Source organism: Paenibacillus vulneris (assembly GCF_039543185.1).
Lineage (GTDB): Bacteria > Bacillota > Bacilli > Paenibacillales > NBRC-103111 > Paenibacillus_S > Paenibacillus_S vulneris.
The window spans coordinates 463479-486431 of the sequence record NZ_BAABJG010000006.1; the positions used below are offsets into that span (position 1 = coordinate 463479).

22 protein-coding genes are annotated in these 22953 nt (G+C 51.1%); 8 read left to right on the forward strand and 14 right to left on the reverse strand.

All coding sequences use genetic code 11. From position 1 onward, the window contains the following. Positions 1–11 precede the first annotated feature (11 nt). On the reverse strand, positions 12–1649 hold the full coding sequence (locus ABEA66_RS07470; protein WP_345587069.1) for an extracellular solute-binding protein: 1638 nt from the start codon (positions 1647–1649) through the stop codon (positions 12–14). A 213-nt stretch (positions 1650–1862) separates the two neighbouring features. Continuing rightward, the gene (locus tag ABEA66_RS07475; RefSeq protein WP_345587384.1) at positions 1863–4241 is read right to left on the reverse strand and encodes a helix-turn-helix domain-containing protein; all 2379 of its coding nucleotides are present in this window, start codon (positions 4239–4241) and stop codon (positions 1863–1865) included. Between the two features lie 304 nt (positions 4242–4545). Between ABEA66_RS07475 and ABEA66_RS07480 the strand changes: the two genes are divergently transcribed. From ABEA66_RS07480 to ABEA66_RS07495, 4 genes are all read left to right on the forward strand, one after another. After that, positions 4546–5637 carry a sugar ABC transporter substrate-binding protein gene (locus ABEA66_RS07480; protein ID WP_079914365.1) on the forward strand — a complete coding sequence of 364 codons (1092 nt, stop codon included), beginning with the start codon at positions 4546–4548 and terminating at the stop codon, positions 5635–5637. A 74-nt stretch (positions 5638–5711) separates the two neighbouring features. After that, positions 5712–7229, forward strand: coding sequence for a sugar ABC transporter ATP-binding protein (locus tag ABEA66_RS07485; RefSeq protein ID WP_345587070.1), 1518 nt, complete (start codon positions 5712–5714; stop codon positions 7227–7229). Beyond that, positions 7226–8215, forward strand: a complete 990-nt coding sequence (locus ABEA66_RS07490) for an ABC transporter permease (RefSeq protein WP_079914363.1) — start codon at positions 7226–7228, stop codon at positions 8213–8215. The genes ABEA66_RS07485 and ABEA66_RS07490 overlap by 4 nt, the downstream gene beginning before the upstream one ends. 282 nt (positions 8216–8497) lie before the next feature. Then, a complete protein-coding gene (locus ABEA66_RS07495) occupies positions 8498–8662 on the forward strand; it encodes an aspartyl-phosphate phosphatase Spo0E family protein (protein ID WP_079914362.1) in 165 nt (54 codons plus the stop codon). A gap of 188 nt (positions 8663–8850) precedes the next feature. On the opposite strand, the gene ABEA66_RS07500 is transcribed toward ABEA66_RS07495, so the two are convergent. The 3 genes from ABEA66_RS07500 to ABEA66_RS07510 form a co-directional block, all read right to left on the reverse strand. Then, positions 8851–10206 carry a TrkH family potassium uptake protein gene (locus tag ABEA66_RS07500; RefSeq protein WP_345587071.1) on the reverse strand — a complete coding sequence of 452 codons (1356 nt, stop codon included), beginning with the start codon at positions 10204–10206 and terminating at the stop codon, positions 8851–8853. Between the two features lie 120 nt (positions 10207–10326). Beyond that, entirely contained in the window at positions 10327–10731 is a 405-nt protein-coding gene (locus ABEA66_RS07505) for a YkvA family protein (RefSeq protein ID WP_345587072.1), read from the reverse strand. Between the two features lie 25 nt (positions 10732–10756). Next, the gene (locus ABEA66_RS07510) at positions 10757–11320 is read right to left on the reverse strand and encodes a Chromate resistance protein ChrB (protein WP_345587073.1); all 564 of its coding nucleotides are present in this window, start codon (positions 11318–11320) and stop codon (positions 10757–10759) included. Positions 11321–11501: 181 nt separating this feature from the next. On the opposite strand from ABEA66_RS07510, the gene ABEA66_RS07515 reads away from it, so the two are divergent. Together ABEA66_RS07515 and wsfD are read left to right on the forward strand one after the other, a co-directional pair. Further along, positions 11502–11717: a hypothetical protein gene (locus tag ABEA66_RS07515; RefSeq protein WP_377739836.1), complete on the forward strand. Its 216-nt coding sequence runs from the start codon at positions 11502–11504 to the stop codon at positions 11715–11717. A 29-nt stretch (positions 11718–11746) separates the two neighbouring features. After that, positions 11747–13183, forward strand: coding sequence for a glycan biosynthesis hexose transferase WsfD (wsfD, locus tag ABEA66_RS07520; RefSeq protein WP_345587074.1), 1437 nt, complete (start codon positions 11747–11749; stop codon positions 13181–13183). Positions 13184–13235: 52 nt separating this feature from the next. On the opposite strand, the gene ABEA66_RS07525 is transcribed toward wsfD, so the two are convergent. From ABEA66_RS07525 to ABEA66_RS07550, 6 genes are all read right to left on the reverse strand, one after another. After that, positions 13236–14021, reverse strand: coding sequence for a DeoR/GlpR family DNA-binding transcription regulator (locus ABEA66_RS07525; RefSeq protein WP_345587075.1), 786 nt, complete (start codon positions 14019–14021; stop codon positions 13236–13238). Between the two features lie 100 nt (positions 14022–14121). Then, the gene (locus ABEA66_RS07530) at positions 14122–14412 is read right to left on the reverse strand and encodes a hypothetical protein (RefSeq protein ID WP_345587076.1); all 291 of its coding nucleotides are present in this window, start codon (positions 14410–14412) and stop codon (positions 14122–14124) included. Further along, positions 14381–14965 (reverse strand): hypothetical protein, encoded by a 585-nt coding sequence (locus ABEA66_RS07535; RefSeq protein ID WP_345587077.1) that lies wholly within the window; start codon positions 14963–14965, stop codon positions 14381–14383. The genes ABEA66_RS07530 and ABEA66_RS07535 overlap by 32 nt, the downstream gene beginning before the upstream one ends. Positions 14966–15364: 399 nt before the next feature. Beyond that, entirely contained in the window at positions 15365–16582 is a 1218-nt protein-coding gene (locus ABEA66_RS07540; RefSeq protein WP_345587078.1) for an ABC transporter permease, read from the reverse strand. Continuing rightward, positions 16554–17288: an ABC transporter ATP-binding protein gene (locus tag ABEA66_RS07545; RefSeq protein ID WP_345587079.1), complete on the reverse strand. Its 735-nt coding sequence runs from the start codon at positions 17286–17288 to the stop codon at positions 16554–16556. Before ABEA66_RS07545 ends, ABEA66_RS07540 begins: the two co-directional genes overlap by 29 nt. A 99-nt stretch (positions 17289–17387) precedes the next feature. Further along, the gene (locus ABEA66_RS07550) at positions 17388–19079 is read right to left on the reverse strand and encodes an alkaline phosphatase (protein WP_377739967.1); all 1692 of its coding nucleotides are present in this window, start codon (positions 19077–19079) and stop codon (positions 17388–17390) included. A gap of 615 nt (positions 19080–19694) precedes the next feature. On the opposite strand from ABEA66_RS07550, the gene ABEA66_RS07555 reads away from it, so the two are divergent. Continuing rightward, the gene (locus ABEA66_RS07555; protein ID WP_345587080.1) at positions 19695–20576 is read left to right on the forward strand and encodes a class I SAM-dependent methyltransferase; all 882 of its coding nucleotides are present in this window, start codon (positions 19695–19697) and stop codon (positions 20574–20576) included. 135 nt (positions 20577–20711) lie between these two features. Here ABEA66_RS07555 and ABEA66_RS07560 read toward each other — a convergent pair whose 3' ends face one another. Next, the gene (locus ABEA66_RS07560; RefSeq protein WP_345587081.1) at positions 20712–21008 is read right to left on the reverse strand and encodes a putative quinol monooxygenase; all 297 of its coding nucleotides are present in this window, start codon (positions 21006–21008) and stop codon (positions 20712–20714) included. Positions 21009–21177: 169 nt separating this feature from the next. On the opposite strand from ABEA66_RS07560, the gene ABEA66_RS07565 reads away from it, so the two are divergent. Continuing rightward, positions 21178–21333, forward strand: coding sequence for a DUF1540 domain-containing protein (locus tag ABEA66_RS07565; protein ID WP_079914351.1), 156 nt, complete (start codon positions 21178–21180; stop codon positions 21331–21333). Positions 21334–21470: 137 nt separating this feature from the next. Here the strand turns inward: ABEA66_RS07565 and ABEA66_RS07570 are convergent, their stop codons facing one another. Next, complete coding sequence (locus ABEA66_RS07570; RefSeq protein WP_345587082.1) at positions 21471–21923, reverse strand: bactofilin family protein; 453 nt, start codon at positions 21921–21923, stop codon at positions 21471–21473. 33 nt (positions 21924–21956) lie between these two features. Continuing rightward, entirely contained in the window at positions 21957–22919 is a 963-nt protein-coding gene (locus ABEA66_RS07575; protein WP_345587083.1) for a peptidoglycan DD-metalloendopeptidase family protein, read from the reverse strand. Between the last annotated feature and the right edge of the window lie 34 nt (positions 22920–22953).

The following is a 22953-nucleotide window of genomic DNA, read 5'->3' on the forward strand; positions in this document are numbered from 1 at the left end:
CGATTGGCCTATTAACGTTTGTTATAGCGATCCAGGGCCGCCTTCTCGATCTCGATGGCACGGTCCAGGTTCAGCGTTTTGAGCTTCGCCATATACTTATCGAAGTTTTCGAGCGGCTCGTTGCCAAGAATGATTTTGAGCGTCATTTCATCTACCAGCGTGTTCACGTCCGTCATGATTTTAGCCAGCTCCGTGCTTTCTTGAGGCGTAGCCGTAATCGGAGGCAGCGCATATTTGTCTACATCGGTTTTGGACCAGACAGGAATGGCGTCCTTTTGCTGCTGCAAAGTCAAATATTGCTCAATATAGCGCTTATCCTGAACAAACGGCCCGTTGTAGTTACCGCGGATGTACAGGGACATGGCTTGGGAAGGAGCCAGCTTATCCGGGTTTTTCATCAGCAGATCGGTATACTTCGGATAGCCGTTCTCCATCTTGTAGCTGACGCCTTCGGTTCCGAAGTTGAAGAACATATGGCCCTCGTCGCTATAGCCATAATCGAGCAGCTTGGCGGCCAGCTCCGCGTTCTTGGAATTGGCCGTAATGGCAACCATGCCGCCTGGAGCGAAGGCAGGGTCTTTTTGCCCGAAGCGAGGGACATCGCCCTTTTTCAATACCGGATAGGGGGCGGCTACCAGATTCGCTTTAGGATCTTTGGCCGTCAGGATAGGCATCCATTTGCCGATACCGCCGCCGGTGTTGCCGATGGTGGCCCCGGTCGCATTGGAAGCGAGATTGGCATCCAGCGTTTTGCTGTCCACCGTCGCGATATTTTTGTCGATCAAGCCTTCTGCGTACCACTTGCGGAAGGTAGCAAGGAATTCCTTGTATTCCGGCTGGGCGGGACCGAACTTGATTTGCCCGTTGTCCGAATAGAACAACCGGTTGATGCCGAAGGCACCGATAAAGGCTCCGTTGTAAATTTGCTCAAGCGGCCGCGGTACGCTGAAGAAGGACAGCGGGGCGGCAGCGCCTTTTTTCTCCTTGAACGCCTTCAGTACCGTATACCATTCGTCAATGGTGGTCGGAACCTCCAGGCCCAGCTCATCGAGCCAATCCTTGCGGACGATCGGTCCTTGGAATACCTTCAAGTATTCGTCGCCGCGGATGAACGGGAAGGCGAAATAGTTGCCGTTATCCGTCTTGACCATCTTGTCGACGTCCGGGTGCTCCTTCAAATATTTCTTCAGGTTCGGGGCGTTCTTATCGATCAGATCATTAAGCTTCAATATATAACCGTCTTTAATGGCCTTCTCCGGACCTCCCGGAAAATCAAGCCAGTTGTATTCAATCATATCCGGCAGCTCGCCTGAAGCGAGAAGAACGTTCAAGCCTTCCTTCGCCTGGTTCACCACGGGTGAAGAGAACTTCATAGGCACGCCGGTTCTTTTTTGCCATTCCTGAAAGAATGGGATATCGCCCAGGGCGGATTTGATGCCCACCGTGTTGCCGTTGATCTCGGCCCAGTAGGTTAAGGTTTTGTCCGTTTTTATCGGATACGTCGTTGCAGACGCTGGAGCTGAGGTTCCTCCTTGAGGCTGCTTGCTTGTGTCCGTTGGTGCGGAAGATTGATTGGAGCAAGCTGCAATCAAGCTGCCCATCATGGTGGCGATCGTTACAATAGGGATGAGTTTCCTTCTTTTCTTCATCGCTAGTGACCTCCCATTTCTCGATTAGGTATGTGCTGCAATTCCTAACCCGATCATAATGGCAACGCTTACAAATAGATATATGCAATTTCTCTATTTTCATCCTCAATAGTGACCAGCCGATCTGCAAAATAGCCAAATCAATCTTCAATTTATCCAAAAAGCGGCCGTTCACGCGCTGAATTAACGAAACGGCCGTTTTCAAAGCAAGCTTTAGGCGCTCCAGGTTTCCTTAAATTTGCCCGGAGTGATGCCTTCGTATTTTTTAAACGTGCGGATAAACGCATTCGGATCATTAAAGCCCACGAGTGCGGAGACGTCGCTTATGCTTTTCTTCTGCTCCACAATCATGGCTTTTGCCTTCTCGATACGAACCTTGTTAATGTAATCGAGCAAGCCGCCGCCTGTCTGATCCTTGAACAGCTTGGACACGTAGGCCGGCTTCATATCCAAATGATCGCCGATCATGGTGATGTTCAGGTTCACGTCGTGATAGTGCTCTTCGATGAATGCAACCACGCTGTCGACCAGCTCCCTAAGCGCCTCCTGACGAGCCTGCTGTATATTTTGCTGCCGCTTGTCGGACGTGTACTTGCATACCTTCTCCAGCATGCCGATGAGCTCGACCTGCATTTCTTTTACCGTTTCACAGCTTAGCAGCCGTTCAACGGACACAGGGTTGTTGCGTAAGAACGGCCCCTGGCCGCTGCCGATTTCCTGCGTCGTTTTGATCATCGTGCTGGCCAAATTAAACATCAGGCACTTGGCAAGCGGTATGGACAGCGCGGGCGGACGGTTGAAGTTGCGCTCGATAATCTCCTCCAGCGTCTGCTTGGCCCGGCCAAGATCACCGATTTTCATCGCATTCATCCACTGCTGCTCGACTGGGAGCGGATAGTAGTAGCCGGCATTATCGTCCTGCCCAGCCTCTTGGCGGAGCATCGGGTAAGCCAGGATATCGCTATTGCCCATCACTAGCTTATATTCCATCGCATCCAGCGCTTCCGAGTAGGCCTGCGCTATTCCATTGAGAGAACCGTGGATGCCGCTGATCGATAAAGTCATATGAATCTGATAACGCTCCAGCAGAAACGCCTGTGCTTCGCCCGCAATCTGGAACAGCTGCTCCAATCGCCCGTTATCGTCCTTCGGATTGAAATTGATCAGGCAAGCGAACGTCTCGTCGATTTCCGCGACATAGCCGCGGTGCTGCCGGTTCACCAGCTCTTCTACGACATTCGCTACAATAAACTGGAGCAGCATATGCTTATCTCCGGTTTCCATCCCCTGAATGCGTTCGAAGAACGGCCCTCTTTCCTTGACATACAAGAGCATGACCGCATAGCTGTCCGACAGAGGCTGCATATGATAGGCGGTCAATGCCTCATCGACCGGTACCTGGCTGTCCAGCTTGCCCTTGAGCAGCTTCACGATAAAATTCGACTTGAGCACTTGGCGCTGCTGCCTCATCTGAGCGGTGAATTTATCCATCTCTCTTAAAGTGTTCTGTATCGATTGCTCAATATAATGAAACTCGTTGCCCCCTTCATTCATGGACACCGCGCTTTTCCCGGCAAAGGCTTGCACCAGCTGGCGAACAGGCACATAATTTTTGCGCAGGAAGAAATAGGTGAGCGTAATCCCGCCGAGCAAGCTGATCAGAATGCTCATATAAGTCAAGTTGCGGACCTGCTCCGCCTTTTTCCAATACAGCTTGCTTGGAACAATAGATACATACTTCAATTCGGACCGTGCGGAATGGATATAGAAGCCTTCCATCTTCTCCCCGTCCTTGTTATTGAAATAAAACAGTCCCGTATTTCCCTCCAGCTGGGAGTAGGGGAACGCATCCGGCAGCGTATCGTTTGTGCTCGACACAAGCACCTGGTTATCTTTATTAAGAATCAGCACCTGGCCCTCGCGGTAAAACTGCATATTCGCAATAGCCCCAAGAATGCGCGCCTGATCCAGTAAGATGACATTAGCCCCAATCGGCTGCTCCCCGGGGTCTGTCGCATAGGAGCTGACATATGCAACCGCTTTCCTTAATTTGCCGTCCTCTCCGATCCAGGGCATCGGAATAAAGCCTTTATAGTTCTTTTGCTGCAAAGTCCGGAGCCATTGATCATAGGTCAAGGTCCCGCCTTTATGCAGAAGCTCGTAGCCCAAGCCCAAATCCCTCGTAAACGTGGGCAGCAGCAGGACGTCATCCGCCGCATAATAAATGTAGAAATAATCGATGGAAGGATACGACGATTTGTACAGCTTCAAATCCTGGGTCACTTGAAACATGTCGTACCGCTGATCGTTCGGAAACCGGTATTTGTTCGAATACAGCAAGTCCTGCACCTTGACGTTCCAGGTCATCTCAAAGCTCAGCCGCTCCATCGACTGAAACTGGTTATCCATAATCTCTCGTACCTGCTTCAACAGGGCGTCGTTAGCCTGGTGGATCTCACTTTCCAATGTTTTGCTCGAAGAGTTATACACGATAATGCTAATAAGGACAGGCAGCAGCAGCACAGCTAAATAAGAAAGCAGCCATGTCAGCACGACACTGCGACGTCTAGACCGAATCGTTCTCCAAAACATCAAACGGATCCCTCCTTGAGAGACACCTTTCTATAATTCTATTCTAGTTGTTTTGTCACATAGTTGTCACTAGATTGGAAATCTTTTTTATTAAAATGGCGCTTCGTCTGAAATGAGCCTGCTCCTAAAAAAATTGGTTATTCTCATTCTGTGGCTGCTGTGATAACATATGGACTAGCTGAGTCGCAATATGTCGAAACCTGCAAAAATCATTGCTATTTTCATAGCGTGATGATAAAATATGTTTACCAAGTATTCTTATTGGAATTATAAATAATTAATTATTCGGGGGAGGCAACTCATCGTGAAGCGTTTGAAACAAAGTATAGCTCTCGTGCTCGTCCTGATTCTTGCCATCAGCTTGGCGGCATGCGGGGCCAAACCGGAAGCGAAGCCTGCAGATAACGGATCTAATGCCAGTGCTGGCGGAAGCTCGTTAGAGAATAAAAAAATCGCATTGATTATGCAAATCAATCTGGGTACATTCTCCGCGCAGTACATAGAGGGCGTGAAGGAACAAGTAGAAAAGCTCGGCGGCAAGGTTACTGTATTTACAGCCGACGGCGACTTGGCTAAAATGTCTTCGCATCTGGACGCGGCGATCAACCAGAAGTTCGACGGTATTCTGATCGACCACGGCACAGCCGAAGCATTGGATCAAGGCGTGCAGAAGGCATTGGATAAAAAAATTCCGGTTGTCGCATTTGACGCCGACATCCAAAAGCCAGGCATAACCGTACTGGAGCAAGGCGACCAAAAAATGGCCGAAGTGACTCTGGATAAAATGAGCAAAGACATCGGCGGCAAAGGCAACATCGTCAAGATCTGGGTAGCCGGCTTCGCTCCGATGGAGCGCAGACAAGTCGCTTACAAAGAATTCATGGATAAAAACAAAGATATCAAAGAGATCGCCGCATTCGGCGCCGCTTCTCAAAACACGGCACTGGATACGCAATCCCAAATGGAAGCGATCTTGAAAAAATATCCGAACAAAGGCGATATTACTGCAGTATGGGCTGCATGGGATGAATTCGCAAAAGGCGCTTCCCGCGCAATCCAGCAAGCCGGACGTACCGAAATCAAAGTGTACGGCATCGATATGAGCGATGAAGACTTGCAAATGATTCAAGATACCAAAAGCCCTTGGGTAGCTTCCGCAGCCGTAGATCCTAAGGATATCGGCCGCATTCAAGTCCGCTACCTGTACCAGAAGCTGCACGGCGACCAAACGCCGGACAAAATCGTACTGGACCCCGTGTTCGTATCCCGCGACCAATTGCCAAGCAGCCAAATCTCCACTGCTCAGCTTAGCGAGCATGTGAAGGGCTGGGGCAACAGTCAGCAAGGTTACACCGATTGGCTGAAGCAAGCTGAGAAGCAGCCTGCCGCGAAGTAATTCGGTAATGAGCTATTGATCCCATCGGAACCTCCCGATGGGATTTTCCATTGAAATAAGGAGTGTGATGAACGATGTCCCTATCCACCGCCTTACTGCAAATGAACCGGATATCCAAATCGTTTCCCGGCGTTAAGGCGCTTCAGCAGGTGGACTTTGAGGTGCGCGGCGGTGAGATACATGCACTGCTCGGCGCCAATGGAGCCGGGAAAAGCACGCTGATTAAAGTGCTGGCCGGCGCCTACATCCCGGATGAAGGGCAAATCTCCATCGACGGGAAGCCTCTTGCCATTCATGGACCGAGCGACGCGATGAACAGCGGTATTCAATGCGTCTACCAAGAGGTGGATACCGCATTGGTGTCTAGATTGACCGTAGCCGAGAATATTATGCTCGACCGGATGACCCGGCGGACTGGCAGCGGCTGGGTACATTGGGGCAGCCTGAATAAGGAAGCCGATCGCATATTGCGCGAGATCGGTCTTGCTATCGATGTCCGCCGCCAAGTCGCTGAGCTCAGCATTGCGCAGAAGCAGCTAGTCCTTATCGCCCGCGCCTTGGCGCAAAAAGCCAAATTCATTATTTTCGACGAACCGACGGCTCCTCTCAGCAATGAAGAGGCCGATCAGCTGTTCCGCATTATGGAGCGTCTCAAATCGGAAGGCGTGGGCTGCATCTTTATTTCGCACCGCCTGAACGAGGTATTTCGCATCAGCGACCGGGTAACGGTGATGCGGGACGGTCAGCGGATCAGCACCGTGCCTGCGGCGGAGACGAATGCGCAGGCGGTCATCGAGCAAATGCTCGGGAGAACGTTCGAGGAGGAATTTCCCAAGGTACAGGTCGCCATCGGCGAGCCGCTGCTCGAGGCCAAGGACATTACGTTCTCGACCAAGGTCCGCGGCGTCAACTTGACCGTTCACCGGGGCGAAATCGTCGGCGTCGTGGGACTAGTCGGCGCAGGTAAAACCGAGCTGTCCCGCGTTCTGTTCGGCGCCGACCCGATGGAACGCGGGGAAATTCGGATTCAGGGCAAGCCGGTCAGGCTGTCCAGCCCTACCGCAGCCGTCCGGGAAGGCATCGCCCTCATCCCGGAGGAACGCCGCAAGCAGGGCATTCTGGTGGAGCAAAGCATCAAGCATAACCTGTCTTTGCCGCTGCTGAAGCTCTTCAGCTCCCTTGGCTTCGTACAGCGGGCCAAGGAGGTCGCCAATGCTGCCGAAATGATACGGCAGCTGGGCATTCAACCGCCGAATATGGAGCAGGCGGTTCAATATTTAAGCGGAGGCAACCAGCAGAAGGTTGCCGTAGGCAAATGGCTGCCGACCGATGCGCAGGTCTACCTGTTCGACGAGCCGACCAAAGGGGTCGACGTCGGCGCCAAGAGCGATATCTTCCGCCTCATCGGCCGGCTTGCCCAGGAAGGCAAGGGGATTCTGTACTTATCATGTGAAATCCCCGAAATATTAGGGATTGCCGATCGGATTCTTGTCATGAGCTACGGGCAGATTGTCAAAGAATTGCGGCGCGATGAAGCTACGCAGGAGCAAATTTTGTATTATGCCAGTGCAGGGGAGGCTGTGGTACAGTGAAAGACAAGCTGCTCGATTATTCCTATAAATATGGAGCGTTAATCATTATTGCGGCGGTTATCGTCGTGTTCTCCGTCGTCAACGAAAATTTCTTATCCTATGATAATATGGCCGACATTCTCCGGTCGATCTCTATCGTGACCTTCGTCGCGATCGGCGTGACGTTCTCGCAGATCGTGGACGGATTCGATCTCTCGGTCGGCTCCACCGTATCACTAACGACCGTCGTGGTCGCATCGATGATGGTATGGTACCAGCTTCCGCTGGTTGTCGTGCTGACGGTGCCTCTGCTGATCGGCGTCGTCATCGGGCTATTGAACGCCCTGCTGATCGTCAAGGTGCGGATCCCCGACTTGCTCGCCACGCTGGCCGTCATGTACATCATCGGCGGCGTGCATAAGACGTACACCAAAGGCTTCTCCATCTATAACAACATGCAGATGCAGGATGGCACGAAGGCTCCCGGCAAATTTACCGAATCCTTCCTCTGGATCGGTCAAGGCAAGCTGTTCGGACTTCCGGTACCGGTGGTGCTGATGATCGTCGCTGTTATCGTCGTTCATATCTTTTTAACCTACACCCGCTGGGGCCGTCAATTGTATGTAACGGGCGGCAACAAGGAAGCAGCACGCCTCTCCGGTATTTCCGTCAGCCGCGTGCGGACATTGGCCTACGTGCTCTCCGGCATCTTCGCGGCTATCGGCGGCATCCTGTTCGCTGCACGCGTCGGCTCCGGACAGATTGACGCAGGGTCCCCGCTTCTTATGGAATCCGTGGCGGCCGTGTTCGTCGGCTTCTCCGTCTTCGGGGCCGGAAAGCCCAACGTGATCGGTACGTTTTTCGGGGCCGTGCTGATCGGGGTTCTGCTGAATGGGCTGACCATGCTCAATCTGCCTTATTACGCCTTCGATATCATTAAAGGGACCGTCCTCGTTCTGGCGCTTGCCATTACATTCATTCATTTGACACGAAGACGCACTTCCTAAGCCCTTATAGACCCAACAGCTTGGTACCCTTTCCGGGGTGCCAAGCTGTTTTTATTTATGCATTATAGTCCTGCATCAACGATTGGAAACAAGGGAAACGGACTGATTATATCAAAATCTTAGCAAATGTGAGTTTTTTAATAAAATTTTTGCATCCAAATGCCGATATCCTAGTTATGGAAAAACAGTTAGATGGATGTCCTCCATTAACCGGATTTCCTATTCACAGCAGTCATGATAAAATGGATGTAAGATTTTTGAAGGTTAGGGGATTTATTGATCATGGACTTGGCAGAACAAGTGGAGATACTCAGGGCGAGGCTGGTAGAGCTCGTAAACGTAAAGAACAATTTTTGCGATCAAGAAGTGATTGCTCTTAGCCAGGAACTGGACGTTCTTCTGCTCCTGCTGCAGTTCAATTCCAAACAAGCGGAATGCAGAACATAAACCACATCGCCCCCCTTCCATTCACTTCGGTTCGACCGCATCTGTTAACCCCACAAAGTGGAGCCTTGGCTTCAAAGCTGATTCAGCTGCTTGCGGGGAGCCCCGAAAATAGAAATCAAAAAAGGAAGGACAATTTTGCCCTTCCTTTAACTGCTCTATCCGCCTTCAAATAGGCTTCCTACGAACCTCTACCCTATAATCAACTTCTCCTCCGGATAATGGACGTCCGCTTTGGCTTTGGTCGGAGTGAAGGTCGTCAGGAACAGGGTCATGCCTATTCTTCCTATATACATTAAAACAATCAGCGTCAGCTTGCTCACCCCGGATAGGTCGCTGGTGATACCCGTTGACAATCCGCAGGTCCCGAATGCAGAGCAGATCTCGAAGATAACGGATACCAGATTGATGCGGTGCGATTCCGATATAAGGATGATAAACACCCCTATGACGGACAGCAGCAGGCCTGTCATAAAATACACGAAGCTTCTGATAATGTCGTCGCGGCGTACCGAACGCCCGAACACCCGAATTTCCTCTTCTCCGCGCATAAACGTTATAATCATAAGCACGATGATAGCTACCGTCGTCGTTCGTACGCCTCCCCCCATGCTCGACGGGCTCGCCCCGATAAACATGAGCATCGAGACCAGCAATTGGCTCGCCTCCGTCATATCCGCCGGATTCATGGTCGCAAGCCCTGCGCTGCGCGAGGTCACGGAAGTAAACACAGAATGCAGCACCATCTCGTACCAAGGCATCCCCGCAAAATAATTCGAGCCCTCCGTTATGCATACGCCCGCGGCACCCAAAAGCAGCAAGATGGCGAAGGTCGTCGTTGTCACCTTCGTGTACAAGGTAAAGCGGAACTTCTTGTGCCCGCCAAACAGGTATTCCTTCACCTCGGCCAATACCGGGAAGCCGATGGCCCCGAGAACGATAAGCAGCATAGTAATCAGCTGTACGTACACGTCATTGGAGTAATCGAGCAGCGAATTGCCGAACAGATCGAAGCCCGCATTCGTATAGGACGAAACGGAATGGAACAACCCGTGATACAACGCTGTCGCCAGCGAAGCATAGTAACCTCTGAAGTAGAAGTAAAACCCGAATAAGATCGCGCCAATCCCTTCAAATAGCAGCGTCATGCCGATAATAAGCTTCATCAGCTGGACCATTCCTGACAAATGATACCGGTTCTGGTCGATCATCATCAGCTTGCGCTGGGATAGCCCTATCGGCTTGCCGAACAAGATCCAATAGAAGCTGCCCATTGCCATAACCCCGATACCGCCCAATTGGAAAGCGATCATCAGCACTACCGTCCCGAAATGACTGAACGTATCCGCTGTATTTACCGTAGTCAGCCCCGTAACACTCACAGCGCTTGCCGCGATAAACAAGGAATCCATGAAAGAGAGCGTCGCCCCGGGCTTCAGGCTGATCGGCAGTACCAGGAGGACCGTGACGATAAAAATAACGATGAAATAAGCGATGACAATGGAATGCACCGCTGATCTCGGTCTATGTGTTTTCTTTTGCAGCATGTTCCCTCGCTTCAATCCGCGGACGGATGGACAATTCATGATTTTACATTATCATAAGGAAAAGTTCGCCATGAATCAAGTTTTTTTGACGATTTTCGAGATCAAGCCTTGTCCGGGCGGCTATCGGGCAAAGAACAAGCTGTAGCCGTATTTTCCGATCCATAGGAGAACCAGAGCCCACACGCAAAGGAACAGCGCCCCCGTCCACCAATTTTTTGGCTTGCCGTGCTTTCTTATTTCCTCCGCCTTTTCCTTGCATTCCTCAAGAACAGGCGCCGGTATCATCCGGAGTGCGAGAACAATGCCCAGCGGAACGAGAATCAAGTCGTCCACATAGCCCAGGACAGGAATAAAGTCCGGAATCAAATCTATCGGACTGAAAGCGTAGGCCAACACCAATGCCGCAAACCACTTGGCATACCAAGGAACCCTCGGGTCCTTGTAGGCTAGCCACAAGACGAACAGATGAAGCTTGATCTGCCTCGCCTTCTGTTTCAACTTCCCTAACACTCTGGCTTCTCCCATATCCATTCCCCTTTGCTTCCCGCTGCTATTGCTTGCCTATTTCCCCTTCGGCATGGCCTTCCGTAGCATAAACAGTCTGCACAAATGCGGCAAAGGTTCGTTCGCATTTATCCAGCATTTTCACTGCTTCCACAGAAGCGGCACAGGAGAAGAAATCTCTTTTGGCAATTTTTTTATGCCATCTCTTCAGCTTTCCCAGCTCCGCCTCGTTCTCCTCGACTTCATGGTAGGCGAACTTTCCTTTGAGGGTTTCTGTCTCTATTTCTTGTACAAAGTGACGGCAGCCCTCCAGAAATTCCTCATATTCCGCCGTACGCTGCCGGTTAAACATTCCGATGAGCTCCTCCTCCGTTAACGCGGAAAACTGACGGACCTCCAGCAGGAGCGCCTCTCCCTCACTTGCTTCGATGAGCTTTGTCAGCGATTGAATTTTTTTCCTCACCTCAGCCGTATCCGGTGCTGCGCAAACGGACTGTTGAAGATAAACGACTCCAAGCGACTTTAAGGTACGCCACACCCGGACTCGAAGGGTCGATGGCTCGGACGGCACTTTATAAGACAAAACAATCCATGAACAAACCGGCTTCAATATCGGCTCCCCCTTCCGTTGATTTCAGATTACTATCCAAGAAAAGAAAATGCAACAATTGTTTCATATTTTGCAGTAAACCTGTCAAAGATTCGTCATCGATATAGGAGGCACGGAACCTTACTATTTACTCCTTGTTCTCCAAATGTTCTGAACTGTAGTCTCCGGCTGGACTTCGTTCATGCTCCCGTTCTGGCTGATCGGGAGAATCCTATTAATATCCCTTGGTTTGATTGGGGAATATATTGGCAAAATCTATAAGGAGGTTAAGCGTAGACCGCTTTACTTAATCGAGCAAGAGATTGATTCCGCGGCCAGCGGCATTATGAAGGCCAAAGCTGCCGCAAAGAACAATGCCCAAAATGAAGCGGAGAAAGGAATCCACTCCGCTCTCTAGGCACAATTAAAGGAAGTGTCGAATAAAGCATGAAAAGATGGGTAACCTGCGAATGGTGCGCCGTTCTGGCAGGCTTATGTATTCTCCTTTATTTGCTGTATACCGGGCCGTTTATCGGCGTTGCGGATAACGGGGATTTTCTGCGGGTGATGGGGACCATAGGACTCGATTACGGAGTCCCAGGGGAGTCTGATGACGAACGCTTTTTCTCCTTTGCCCACCGGTATTTTGCGTATGAGCAATGGTTCCGAGGCTTTTACGCATCCACCCAAATCATTCTGGTTGCTGCGGCATGTCTGATAGGATTGGTTGTCTCGCCGGCGTCGTTTGATATTCGTGTGCTTGGTACCTTGTTTGCTCTCCTGCTGCTCGCTGCGACCTATACCATTGTCAGACACAATAAGTATAAGTCCGCTGTCGTCGGCATAGTGCTTGCCGCCGCCCTGTTGTATGTATTCTACGATATCGCTTATATCGCCTATTTCCATTCGCTGTATGGCGAGCCTGTCTCGCTGGTGTTCCTGCTTCTGTCAGCTGGTCTTAGCCTGGCCCTACTGAATCAGGAGCAGCCTTCAAGGAAGCTGCTCTGGCTGAGCTTCGTCTCGTTCTTCTTCCTGACGTGCTCCAAAATCCAGAACGCCCCTGTAGGGGTTCTGTTAGGGATGCTGGGCTTTCGCTTCCTGACGCTCCGTCATGATCCGGGCTGGCGCCGTCTAACGATCTGGCTGTCGGTTTCTCTGCTCGTCGTTTCGGCAGGAATGTATATGGCTGCCCCCAAGGGGCTGAAAAACATCAATATGTACCAAACCGTGTTCTATGGAATTTTGAACGCGTCTCCCGATGTCAAAGGAGATCTTAAAGCGCTCGGTCTACCCGAGCATTTGTCTGTGCTGGCCGGTACGAACTATTTTCAGACGGATACGCCGATCAAGCAGGACGCTCCTTCCATGAAGCCGGATTTTTACGACCGGATATCGCACAAGGATGTGCTGTTGTTTTATCTTCAGCATACCTCCCGGTTCATAGATAAATTGGAATTTGCGGCGAACAACAGTATGAGCATCCGGCCGTACTATCTGGGAAATTATTTGAAGCAGGAGAACAAGCCGCCGGGCGCACTGGACTATCGGTTCAGCAGCTGGAGTCAATTCAAGAATACGCATATGCCGAATTCCCTGCTGTTTATAGCCCTGTTCTACGCCGCCTATTACGCTGTCGCGATTTATGAATACCTTCGCCGCAAGAACCGAATCGCGCGAATCCGAACGGAGCTTATGATGCTGATAGGCTTCGTAGGCATCATCGGGTTTATGGTGCCGGTTGTGGGTGACGGTATGGCGGATATAGGAAAGCATCTGTTCCTGTTCAACGTCTGCTTCGACATGATGCTGGTTGCGTCCGTAACGTGGCTGGTTTATCGGCTGATAAATCTGAGAGCCTTCCGGTCCGGGAAAGCCGGCCATTAGGCACAGCAAGGCTGCCGGTTTGTGCCGGCAGCCTTGCTGCTCTATTTCAAAGCTATTCCGCGTGAATCCACGCCACGCCTTTTTCCGATAAATAGCTCTCCCATTCCCTTGGAGCCTTCACATCGCTAATGATAATGTCGATCTCTTTCAAATCAGCCATTTTGTAGAACCGCACATTGCCGAATTTGGAATGATCCGTCAGGACGATGCTCTGCTTGGAATGCTCGATCAGCTTCTTTGCAAGCCGACCGCGTTCCTCGTCAAAGCTTGTAATGCCTTTGCCCATCATAATGCCGTCGATCGTAATGAATGCTTTATCCGCATAAAAGGATTCCACGGTGTTCTCGGCTGTCGTGCCGGTCGTTCGGAACTGCTTGGAATCGACCTTGCCGCCGATAAAATAAATGCTGCCCGAATACAAATCCTTGTTCTTATATTCAATCAGCAAAGTAAGTGCAGCAATGGAGTTGGTCAGCACCGTAATATGCTTCTTATTTTGCAAATACGGTATCATTTGCAGCGTCGTCGAGCCGTCATCGATGAAAATGACGTCGTTATCCTCTACCAGGGTCGCAGCGGCTCGTCCAATCAGCCTCTTTTCCTCGGCGCGGGTTACTTCCCGATGGATATGGGACGCTTCCTCCCGGTGCAAATTGTATTTCACCGCTCCGCCGTATACCCGCTTCAGCTTATGCTCTTCCTCAAGTTCCTCCAAGTATCTGCGAATCGTCTCGGAGGAAACCTTCAGTTTATCTACCAGATCTCCGGTTTTGACCTTTCCTTCCAGATTCAGCAAGTTAAGAATAAAGTCCTTCCGTTCCTCTCCGACTAATGACACTTGAGAATACCTCCAACGATAAAAATCAGCTTATGAGCATTATACCATTTCCCTGTTCTGTTTAAGAGCACGCCCATATTATTTTTTTGCAAATGCAGAGTCAGGACCAGAACCTAACCGTCAAACACAACAAAATCCCCACCATAGGGGAATCTGTTGGAGAAACTTCAAAGCTTGAACTGCTGCCAATATAATCCGGCGGTGTCTCCCTTTCCGTGGCATAGCCCCTCCTCCTATTTTGCATCGCTCGCACAAAACAGGTGTTTTCAACCACCTGATCCACCACACAAGATTTGGCTTCACTTTGTAAAAAACAACCTTCAAGGAAACGCTCCTCGAAGGCTGCAGCTGCGGCATAGCTATTCTTTGATTTTTTCGAATTTGGCGTCATACAGCCGGAACATCGTTTTGTAGCCGGACTCGTCGATTTTAATACCGACATCAAGTCTGCCTGTTATTTGCAGCGGCCCGGACGTATAGCGCAGCTTCGTATCCTTCGGAACGAATACAATCATAATTTTGTTCCAATACGTCTCGTCACCGTTATCGAACGGACATTCCGCTCCAGGCTGCGGGATAAGCAGGAACCAATGCTTGTCGAAGGACAATACTTCGCCCATAAAGCCCTTGATCTGCACCGTCTTGCCGTTCAAGTCCCAGAACTTGTTGGACGGTGTCGTCTGCTTGTCGTCGTCGAAGAACTCCGACCACTTGAGCTCGTTCGAGGCCGGCTTGGAGGCAGGCGCCGGCGTCGGCGTGGCGGCTGGCGGCGACTCGACCGCCGACGGTGTCGGCTCCACGGCCGGGGATGGCTCAGCCCCCGGCGTGGGCGCGGGCTCCGCCGCAGGCTGCTGCGCGGCGGCGGCGACCTTCGGCTCCTGCTGCGCGGGAGCCGGGGTTGCGCTTGCGGCAGGCGCTGCCTCTGCCGCTGCGGGAGCAGCCATCCCCTGCGGCGCCGGGGATGGGCTCGCTTCGCCCCCCGCCTGCGGCGCGGGGGGCGGTGCTGCTTCGGCCGCCGCTGGCGTGGCGGCCGGGGCAGCCGGACTCGGCGCAGCGCCCGAGTCCGCGGGTTTGCCTTCTGCGGCGGGCACCGCAGAAGGGGCGGGCGCGGCGGCGGAGAAGGACGCCGCCGACGGGTCCGCTGCCGGCTTCGAGCCGCAGCCGGCCAGCATCGCTGCCGCGACCAGCACGGCGGCCGCGGCCTTCGCCCCGGCGCGCTTGCGTCCGCGCGCGCCCCTAGCCATGGCGTGATTCTGCACTTTCACGCCACCTTCGTTCACTTCCATTATAGATCTCTCCTTTCTTGTCTCTCCCTCAATCTGAGCATGGACCGTTGTCGGCGCTCACGAACGGAACAGCTGCAGCGGATCGACACGGTACATTTTTAACGCCGGTCCTACGGAAGCTGCCGCTCCTACCGCCAGCGTCCCCAGCATCAACAGCCACTCGGAGGCGGACACGCTCCATACATCCAACGCAATTCCTGAGAAATCAAACAGCAGATCCCTGCCCGCATAACTGCCTGCGTGGCCGAGCACCAGCCCGATAACAAGTCCTATTGCCGTCAACAGAAGTCCTTCTCCCAGGAGCGACATCCATACGAACGATTTGGATTTGCCGATAAGCCGGAGCAGGCCGACATCCTTCTTGCGCTCGTTGACCGCCGCCATTAAAGAAAGCAGGATCGAAATAGCTGCCAGTACAACGCACAATAGCGTCACAATGCTGATCACCTGCGAGCCTTTATCCACCATATTTACAACGTCTGCAACTGCCTTGCTCGTATAAATCGCCTGAACGTTGTCGATCCGGTCGTATTTGTTTTTTAGGGTCTGTGCACCAAGCAGCGTCTTGGGCTTGATCAGCACGGCCGTAACATCCTTATGCGCCCCCTGCTGGCTTTCGTGCACCGCCCAAGCGTAATCCAGCGTAGTAAATACGGCCCGGTCATCCGAGGTATGAAGCGGAGGCAAGATGCCGACGATCTTGTAAGCAAAGCTGTGATGCGCTTCATGCTCCTCATGGGACTCTTCGTCCTCGTCCCCTTCATGCTCCGCTTCATGGACAAGACCGTGACCTCCATGGAATGTGTCCCCGACATGAAGACCGAGCGTTTTGGCGACATGGGAGCCTATGACTGCTTCCCCCGTTTTTCCGTATATTGTGCCTGCTTCCAGCTTCTTATCGCCGTAACGGGTCAGGAAATACCGGGCATCAATACCGACAATCGGGTAGCCGTTTAGGTTATCTCCGGTCGTCATTGCGTAAGCCGCTTCCGCCTGCTCCTCCTTTTGGAGCTGTTCAAACACCTCATAGGGAATGTTTCCCGTCGGTGCACCTACATGATAATACGTGTTCATGGCCAGCTGCGTCTGGCTGCCTTTGGCCCCGACGGTCAGCTCGAACGGTCCGTAGCCTTTTTCCGCCCCCTGCTCCACGCCCTGGCTGCAAAGAATCAGAAACACCAGAAGCGCAACCGTCATCGCGACGGAAAACATCGTCAGCAGCGACAGCGTCTTGCGATGCAGCATATTACGCCATAGCAAGTGAAGCAGACTCAATCGGCTCCCCTCCTTCCCCATTGAACGGCCGTCCCTGTCCGGGACGAAGCAGCATATTGATTTCACCCATATGGACCTGAACCGGGTACAGCTCCGCCAAGTGCAAATCATGCGTCACCGTCACGAGCGTCGACCCTTCCTCCTCGCATAAGGATAGCAGCAGCTGCATGATGGAGCCTGCCGCTTCCCAGTCCAGGCTTCCTGTCGGCTCATCCGCCAATATAAAAGGAGGACGATGAATCAGCGCACGGATGATCGCCACCCGCTGCTGCTGGCCTCTGGATAGCTGGGAGGGCAAATGCTGCTTCCTGTGAGATAAGCCCACTCTCTCAAACCAGTCGTTCACCTGGGACTCCCGCTCCTGCTTGCTCCACTCCCTCGGCAGCACCAGCTCCACATTTTGCTTCGCTGTCAGAGATGAAATGAGATGAAAGTCTTGAAAAATATATCCTACCTGCTTGGCCCGGTATTGGTCCCTTTGCGCTTCGGAATACCGGTGCAGAGGGTGGCTGGCTATAGTCATTTCCCCGCTGTCCGGAGCAAGAACGCCCCCCAGCAAATGCAGCAAGGTGCTCTTGCCGCTGCCGCTCGGGCCGATTAGCGCGATTCGCTGGCCTTTATCCACGAACCAATGAGGAATATGCAAAATAGGAGATTCCACTCCGTCCAAAAGAAAAGATTTACGCACATTCGTCAAAGTGATCATCTGGACCTTCAACCCCTTTACTGTATTGAAGCTAAGCTTCCCCTATAGGGTAAAATAGGCAGGGGAAACGGGTCCCCTGCCTATCCTCCACAACCATAATTACTTCAAGCTGATGCGCTCGGACAAAGCGTCCCAAGTCAGCTGCTTGCCCGTTAATTGCTGGAATGCATCCAGGGACAGCCACAGCAGTCCGTTATCCATATTGGCCTTGAAGCTGCTTGCCGAACCGTTGCTAGCTGTTTCCAATGTTTCTACATTGATGGAGACCTTGTTAGCGTCTTTGGTCAGCACGACCGATTTGGACGCTTCATCCCAGGATACGTTGACGCCCAATGCTTCGGACAATGCTCTAGCCGGATACAGCACCGTATTATCACGGGTAACTTTAAACTTAGGGTATACGTATTGAGCCTGCATTTCGGTCGTAGTTCCGTCAATGTCCACGTTAGCTACCTTGGCAACCGCCTTAGCGATGTCCGTATTGTCGATTTGACCTTTTACCATATCGGCAATCGGTCCGTAGGCCCATACGCCAACGTCTACTGCAGAGTGGCCGTGACCGGTAAAGCCGACCATGAATCTTTTAGCCATGACCGCGTTGTATGCTCCTTCTTGAGCGTAGGAGGTCCCGTCGCCAGCCATGATGTAAGCCGCCTCTTCGTCGGTCAAATCGTTAAAGCCCGTGTTTTCGAATACCAGTTGTTTAATTTCTTCGATGCTTTTGGCTGCTTTCAGCTTAGGTGCGAACACTTCGGACGATTGCTTTTCTTTATTCCATGCATCTACATTAATTTCATATACACCGTCACGGGATAGGGACAATCCGCCGGTTTCATGGTCAGCCGTGATCACAACGGAAGTGTTGCCGTCTTTTTTCGCGAAATCCATGGCAGCCTTGACCGCTGCGTCAAAATCCAGCGCTTCCTGCACGACGGACGGAAGATCGTTCGCATGACCGGCATGGTCGATCCGTCCCCCCTCGATCATCATCGTGAAGCCTTTAGGGTTTTGGGATAAAATCTCGATCGCTTTGGAAGCCATATCTGCCAAGCTAGGTACCGACTCATTGCGGTCGAGCACATAGTCGACATGGGAATTGCCGAACAGGCCGAGCGCTTTGCCGTCCTTGGCATTCAGACCTTCCAGGCCCTGCTTGTCATACACGACTTTATAGCCCTTCGCCTCGAAGTCCGGGATGATCGTTTTGTCTGTACGCTTGCCCTTCTCTTCCTTGCTCAGGAAAAACTGCTTACCGCCGCCGAACAGCACATCCACTTCTTGGTCTGTCAAATATTGAGAAGCAATAGCGCTCTCATTATCTCTATTTCTTACGTGGGAAGCGTACACCGCAGGAGTAGCATGGGTAATTCTTGCGGTTGTCACCAGGCCGGTCGACTTGCCGACCTTCTCCGAAGCCTCGATAACGGAAGCGAAAGGCTTGGAGACGTCTTCATTCGATACGCTGATCCCCGCGTTATAGGTTTTATGTCCCGTAGCAAAGGCGGTACCGGCCGATGCCGAATCCGTAACCTCTCCGGACACCATCACGCCGCCGTCTTCACCGCGGTCTGCATATGTGGTGGCTTGACCCACGTAGTAGGAGTCTAGCTCCAAATGATTTTTGTTCAAAAAGTGACGGGAATAATCTCTAGCCGCTGATACTTGGGCAGGACCCATTCCATCGCCGATCAATACAATAACATTTTTCGATTTGGCCGCTTGAGCAGGAGCAGCCGTGTCAGCAGCAAAAGCTGAGCCGACGGTTAAAGCCGGAAGCAGGGATAGCGCCATTCCGGATACGACTATTTGCTTGAACACCTTTTTCAAAAAAATTCCCCTCCGTTTATATAATTCAAAATGTTCGATGAATACATGGTTCATTATAGGAAGGAAAGATTTGCTGGAATGAGAAGAAATGTTTTCCGCATATCAAAATTCACGAAAAATGTTAAACGAACGTAAACAAAGCTTTAGTGAATTTAGCTCAATACGTATGGTAAAATAAACCAAATCATAGTTGAAAGGATGTGCTGATCTTGAATTTCCTCCGAAAGGGGTACAACAATGTCATGTATGTGCTTTATGCCATCTTCCTGGCGTGTGTATCTATTTATACAGGTGAAATCATTACTTTTATTATGCTGGGCTTCGTTTTCATGGCGTTATTAAACATTAATACGACTTTGCAAAAAATACTGGAGAAGATGGATAAGCAGACTAACCTGGGGAGGAATCCTAATGATTCGAAGCAGCCACAACAGCTCGAAAATGATGAAGCAGCTGATTGACATAGGGATCCTGCCGGCGTCTTCCGAATTGATGAATCAGAATAAATAACATAAAATTTATGTTGTAATAACATATATTTTATGTTATTTTATTTTGAAGATTAAGGGAGGTTGAACAATGGCAGAGGATAAAACCAAACGGCTTTCCGTATACTTGCCTGACAAGGTGAAATCGGAGCTGGAAGCTATGGCCAACGATACGGGACTATCCATGACACAGCTTATCGTTATGGCAACACACGGCCTGCTGTCCAACTATAAATCCTACGGAGGCAGCATCTTTGGCGATCTGGTAGCGTCCAAGCGCAACGAGACATGGGCCGATAAGCTCGCAGCTGCAAAAGCGGACGACACCAAGATGAGGGACTATTACGGCGCAAGGGCCGATGAGTATGAACGTATCTACCGAAGGGACGATCCGAATTATCAGCAGGAGCTTGCCATGCTTCGTTCAACCCTTGCGTCTCTGACCAAGGATCGAAGCGTTCTGGAGATCGCCTGCGGAACCGGCTATTGGTCTCAAGTGATAGCTGAATCGGCTGAAAGATTGGTAGGCGTCGACATTCGTCCGGAGGTCATTCAGATTGCCAGAGCCAAGCACCTGCCTTCCGGCAAAGTCACATTCCTGGAAGGCGACGCCTATCATCTGGAGCCTATTGAGGGGCAATTTGATTTCGGGCTGGCGAACTTCTGGTTTTCGCATGTGCCGAAGAACAAAATCGATCAGTTTTTAACAGGGTTCCATCGGAAGCTCGCTCCGGGGGCCAAAGTCTTCATGGCGGACAACGTGTATGTTCCCGGAAGAGGCGGCGAGCTGATCGTTAAGGAGCATAGCGAGGACACATATAAGCTGAGAGAGCTGGCGGATGGCTCCAAGCATGAAGTGCTTAAAAACTATTATGACTACAACGAGCTGAGCGATATATTCAAGCCTTATGCGGCCGATCTCCGGATCTTTATCGGCGGGAGCTTCTGGTATGTCTCGTACACGGCCGTTTAACGGAAGCAAAGAGCGAGGGAGAGATTCAATAACCAAGAAGGCGTTCAATCGTAGCCAGTAAATAAATATAAGCATCGGCCCCGGAATCCAGGCGGATGCTTTTCTCTTTTTTCACTTCAATCTACCTAGATATCATTATCCCTTTAAGGGCTCTCCGTTAAAAGCCTTGATGTCCAGAGGTGACGTTAAATATTGCTTGGCAGTACCGACAAATGACGTAAAATGCTCGCTGGCATTATGATGCATCACGGCTTCCTGGTCTTTCCATATTTCAATCATGATAAAGGAATGTTCTTCTTCGGTATCTTTATACAGATGATACGATAGATTCCCGCTTTCCTGTCGTGATGCAGTGATAAGCGATTGGATCTCTTTCAGAAACTCCTCCTCCTTTGCGGGGTTTACCTTCATAGCAGCGTGAACAATGATCATCTGCAGCGCCTCCATATCCTTATGTTTCGATAGGTATTGTTCCTGAAGGCAGCGACAATTATCCGTTTTTACCAGCTCAAGAACAAAAAAAGTCCGGCTGCATAAACCGGACCTGGGTATAAAAAAGCAGCCCCCTTGACCATCCTAGTGAGGAAGGGGGTGAAATGCTATGGCAAGAGACGTGAAATGCGAAGTGAGCGCCTGTAAGTACTGGGCCGCAGGCAATGAATGCAATGCTTCATCCATTTATGTTGTCAGCAACCAAGCAAGCAAAGCCCGCGATTCTCATGAAACGGATTGCAAAACGTTTGAATCCAAGCTTTAATTTGGACTATAGGCATCCTTCCAGGGTGCCTTTCTTTTTATGTTCTTTCGCGTTTCCTTTCTTAGTATAGCCAATAATAATGAGAATTATTATCAACAAAGAACTATTGCCCGATTTTTTTCATTCAACCCCGCATGTTACATCATAGCCATATTCCCGCTGCCGCCGTTGTTAAAGCCCGATTGGAACGGGTTATTCGGCTGTGTCTCCTTTTCCATTCGGTCCGGCTGAGAGTTCGTACCGTTATCCATTTTGCTGGTGCCCTGGAAAATGCCGCCTTCATCGATAATTAGCGACTGAGCCGTCGTATTGCCGAAGAGCTTGCCGGTTGCGCGGATCGTCAGCTTACCCTTGCACAGTACATTCCCGTTAACCGTACCGGCCAGAATAACATTCCTCGCAATCACATTGGACTTTACAACACCATGCTCACCGATCGTCACGTCACCGGCACAATCGACGTCGCCGGTAATTTGTCCTTCAATCCGAATGCTGGCTTCCGACTTGATACGTCCTTCAAACAAGGTCCCTTCTCCGATCAGCGTATCGGTCGTCTGCAGATCGCGTCCGGCTTTTCTTGCTTTAAACATTAATTCGCCCTCTTCCATTCAGTGGTTTTTATATTATTTTAAATAAGGCTTGGGATCGATAGGCTGTCCGTTTTTCAGCACTTCATAGTGCAGATGATAACCCGTGCTTCTTCCGGTTGACCCTACCAGTCCGATGACATCGCCCTTTTTTAAGCGATCGCCTTTTTGAACATTGATTTTATTCAAATGCATGTACCATGTCTGCAATCCTTTGGAATGCGTAACAATGATGTTGTTGCCGTGCGAGGAATCGCTTCCAGTAGAAGCGACAACCCCATCTGCGGTTACATGTACAGGGGTATTGGCCGGGGAGGCAATATCATATCCGCTATGAAAGCTCGGCTTGGTCGTGAACGGGTCCTGTCTCAAGCCGAACCCGGAGGTGATGGTTCTGCTGTCAACAGGCCAAATGCTAGGGGTTACACGAAGCTCCTCCTGCGCAATCAAAGCCTTCTCTTTTGTGTCTGCTATATTGCCCTTCAGTTCTACTACCTCTTTGCTCATTGTACTGAGCTGCGATTTCGTCTGCTCCAGAAGCTGCTTGATTTCTTCCTCTGTAACCGGGTGGTCGCTACCTCCCATAGCCCCTGATGCATAGGAGGTCCCCGACGAAGACGCGGTTGATTTAACGGAGCCAGTAAGGGAGCGCACTTCATCCTCCAGCTTGCGAATATCTTCGATCTTGCTTTTCATTTCCATCGTTTGCTGCGATAGCTGAATAATTTCGCCCTGCAGCTGCTCGATGGTCTCGTTCTTTTCCTTGACTGCACTGTTGAATTGCTGGTCCTGATGGGCTATGCGCGATTGCAGCTCCGTTGCGACTAAAGCCGTTCTGACATGAACACTGTACAGGACCAAGGTAGCCGACACTAAGGTAATAAGTCCCACACCGGCAATATAGGGGAGTGGCTTTGGTACCTCGAAACGGCGAACGGCGCTATTAGCATCGGGAATAATGACAAAAGTAAACCGTTTACTGCCCCATTTGAGCTTCATGACTTCTCCTTTTAGCTTGGCACAAATTAACATT

Excerpts from the sequence above, each read along its gene's own strand:
- ABEA66_RS07470 (WP_345587069.1), bottom strand. The coding sequence starts at position 1,649 with ATGAAGAAAAGAAGGAAACTCATCCCTATTGTAACGATCGCCACCATG.
- ABEA66_RS07475 (WP_345587384.1), bottom strand. The coding sequence starts at position 4,241 with ATGTTTTGGAGAACGATTCGGTCTAGACGTCGCAGTGTCGTGCTGACA.
- ABEA66_RS07485 (WP_345587070.1), top strand. The coding sequence starts at position 5,712 with ATGTCCCTATCCACCGCCTTACTGCAAATGAACCGGATATCCAAATCG.
- ABEA66_RS07495 (WP_079914362.1), top strand. The coding sequence starts at position 8,498 with ATGGACTTGGCAGAACAAGTGGAGATACTCAGGGCGAGGCTGGTAGAG.
- ABEA66_RS07500 (WP_345587071.1), bottom strand. The coding sequence starts at position 10,206 with ATGCTGCAAAAGAAAACACATAGACCGAGATCAGCGGTGCATTCCATT.
- ABEA66_RS07505 (WP_345587072.1), bottom strand. The coding sequence starts at position 10,731 with ATGGGAGAAGCCAGAGTGTTAGGGAAGTTGAAACAGAAGGCGAGGCAG.
- ABEA66_RS07515 (WP_377739836.1), top strand. The coding sequence starts at position 11,502 with ATGCTCCCGTTCTGGCTGATCGGGAGAATCCTATTAATATCCCTTGGT.
- wsfD (WP_345587074.1), top strand. The coding sequence starts at position 11,747 with ATGAAAAGATGGGTAACCTGCGAATGGTGCGCCGTTCTGGCAGGCTTA.
- ABEA66_RS07530 (WP_345587076.1), bottom strand. The coding sequence starts at position 14,412 with ATGACGCCAAATTCGAAAAAATCAAAGAATAGCTATGCCGCAGCTGCA.
- ABEA66_RS07535 (WP_345587077.1), bottom strand. The coding sequence starts at position 14,965 with ATGGCTGCTCCCGCAGCGGCAGAGGCAGCGCCTGCCGCAAGCGCAACC.
- ABEA66_RS07545 (WP_345587079.1), bottom strand. The coding sequence starts at position 17,288 with ATGATCACTTTGACGAATGTGCGTAAATCTTTTCTTTTGGACGGAGTG.
- ABEA66_RS07550 (WP_377739967.1), bottom strand. The coding sequence starts at position 19,079 with ATGGCGCTATCCCTGCTTCCGGCTTTAACCGTCGGCTCAGCTTTTGCT.
- ABEA66_RS07555 (WP_345587080.1), top strand. The coding sequence starts at position 19,695 with ATGGCAGAGGATAAAACCAAACGGCTTTCCGTATACTTGCCTGACAAG.
- ABEA66_RS07560 (WP_345587081.1), bottom strand. The coding sequence starts at position 21,008 with ATGATCATTGTTCACGCTGCTATGAAGGTAAACCCCGCAAAGGAGGAG.
- ABEA66_RS07565 (WP_079914351.1), top strand. The coding sequence starts at position 21,178 with ATGGCAAGAGACGTGAAATGCGAAGTGAGCGCCTGTAAGTACTGGGCC.
- ABEA66_RS07570 (WP_345587082.1), bottom strand. The coding sequence starts at position 21,923 with ATGTTTAAAGCAAGAAAAGCCGGACGCGATCTGCAGACGACCGATACG.
- ABEA66_RS07575 (WP_345587083.1), bottom strand. The coding sequence starts at position 22,919 with ATGAAGCTCAAATGGGGCAGTAAACGGTTTACTTTTGTCATTATTCCC.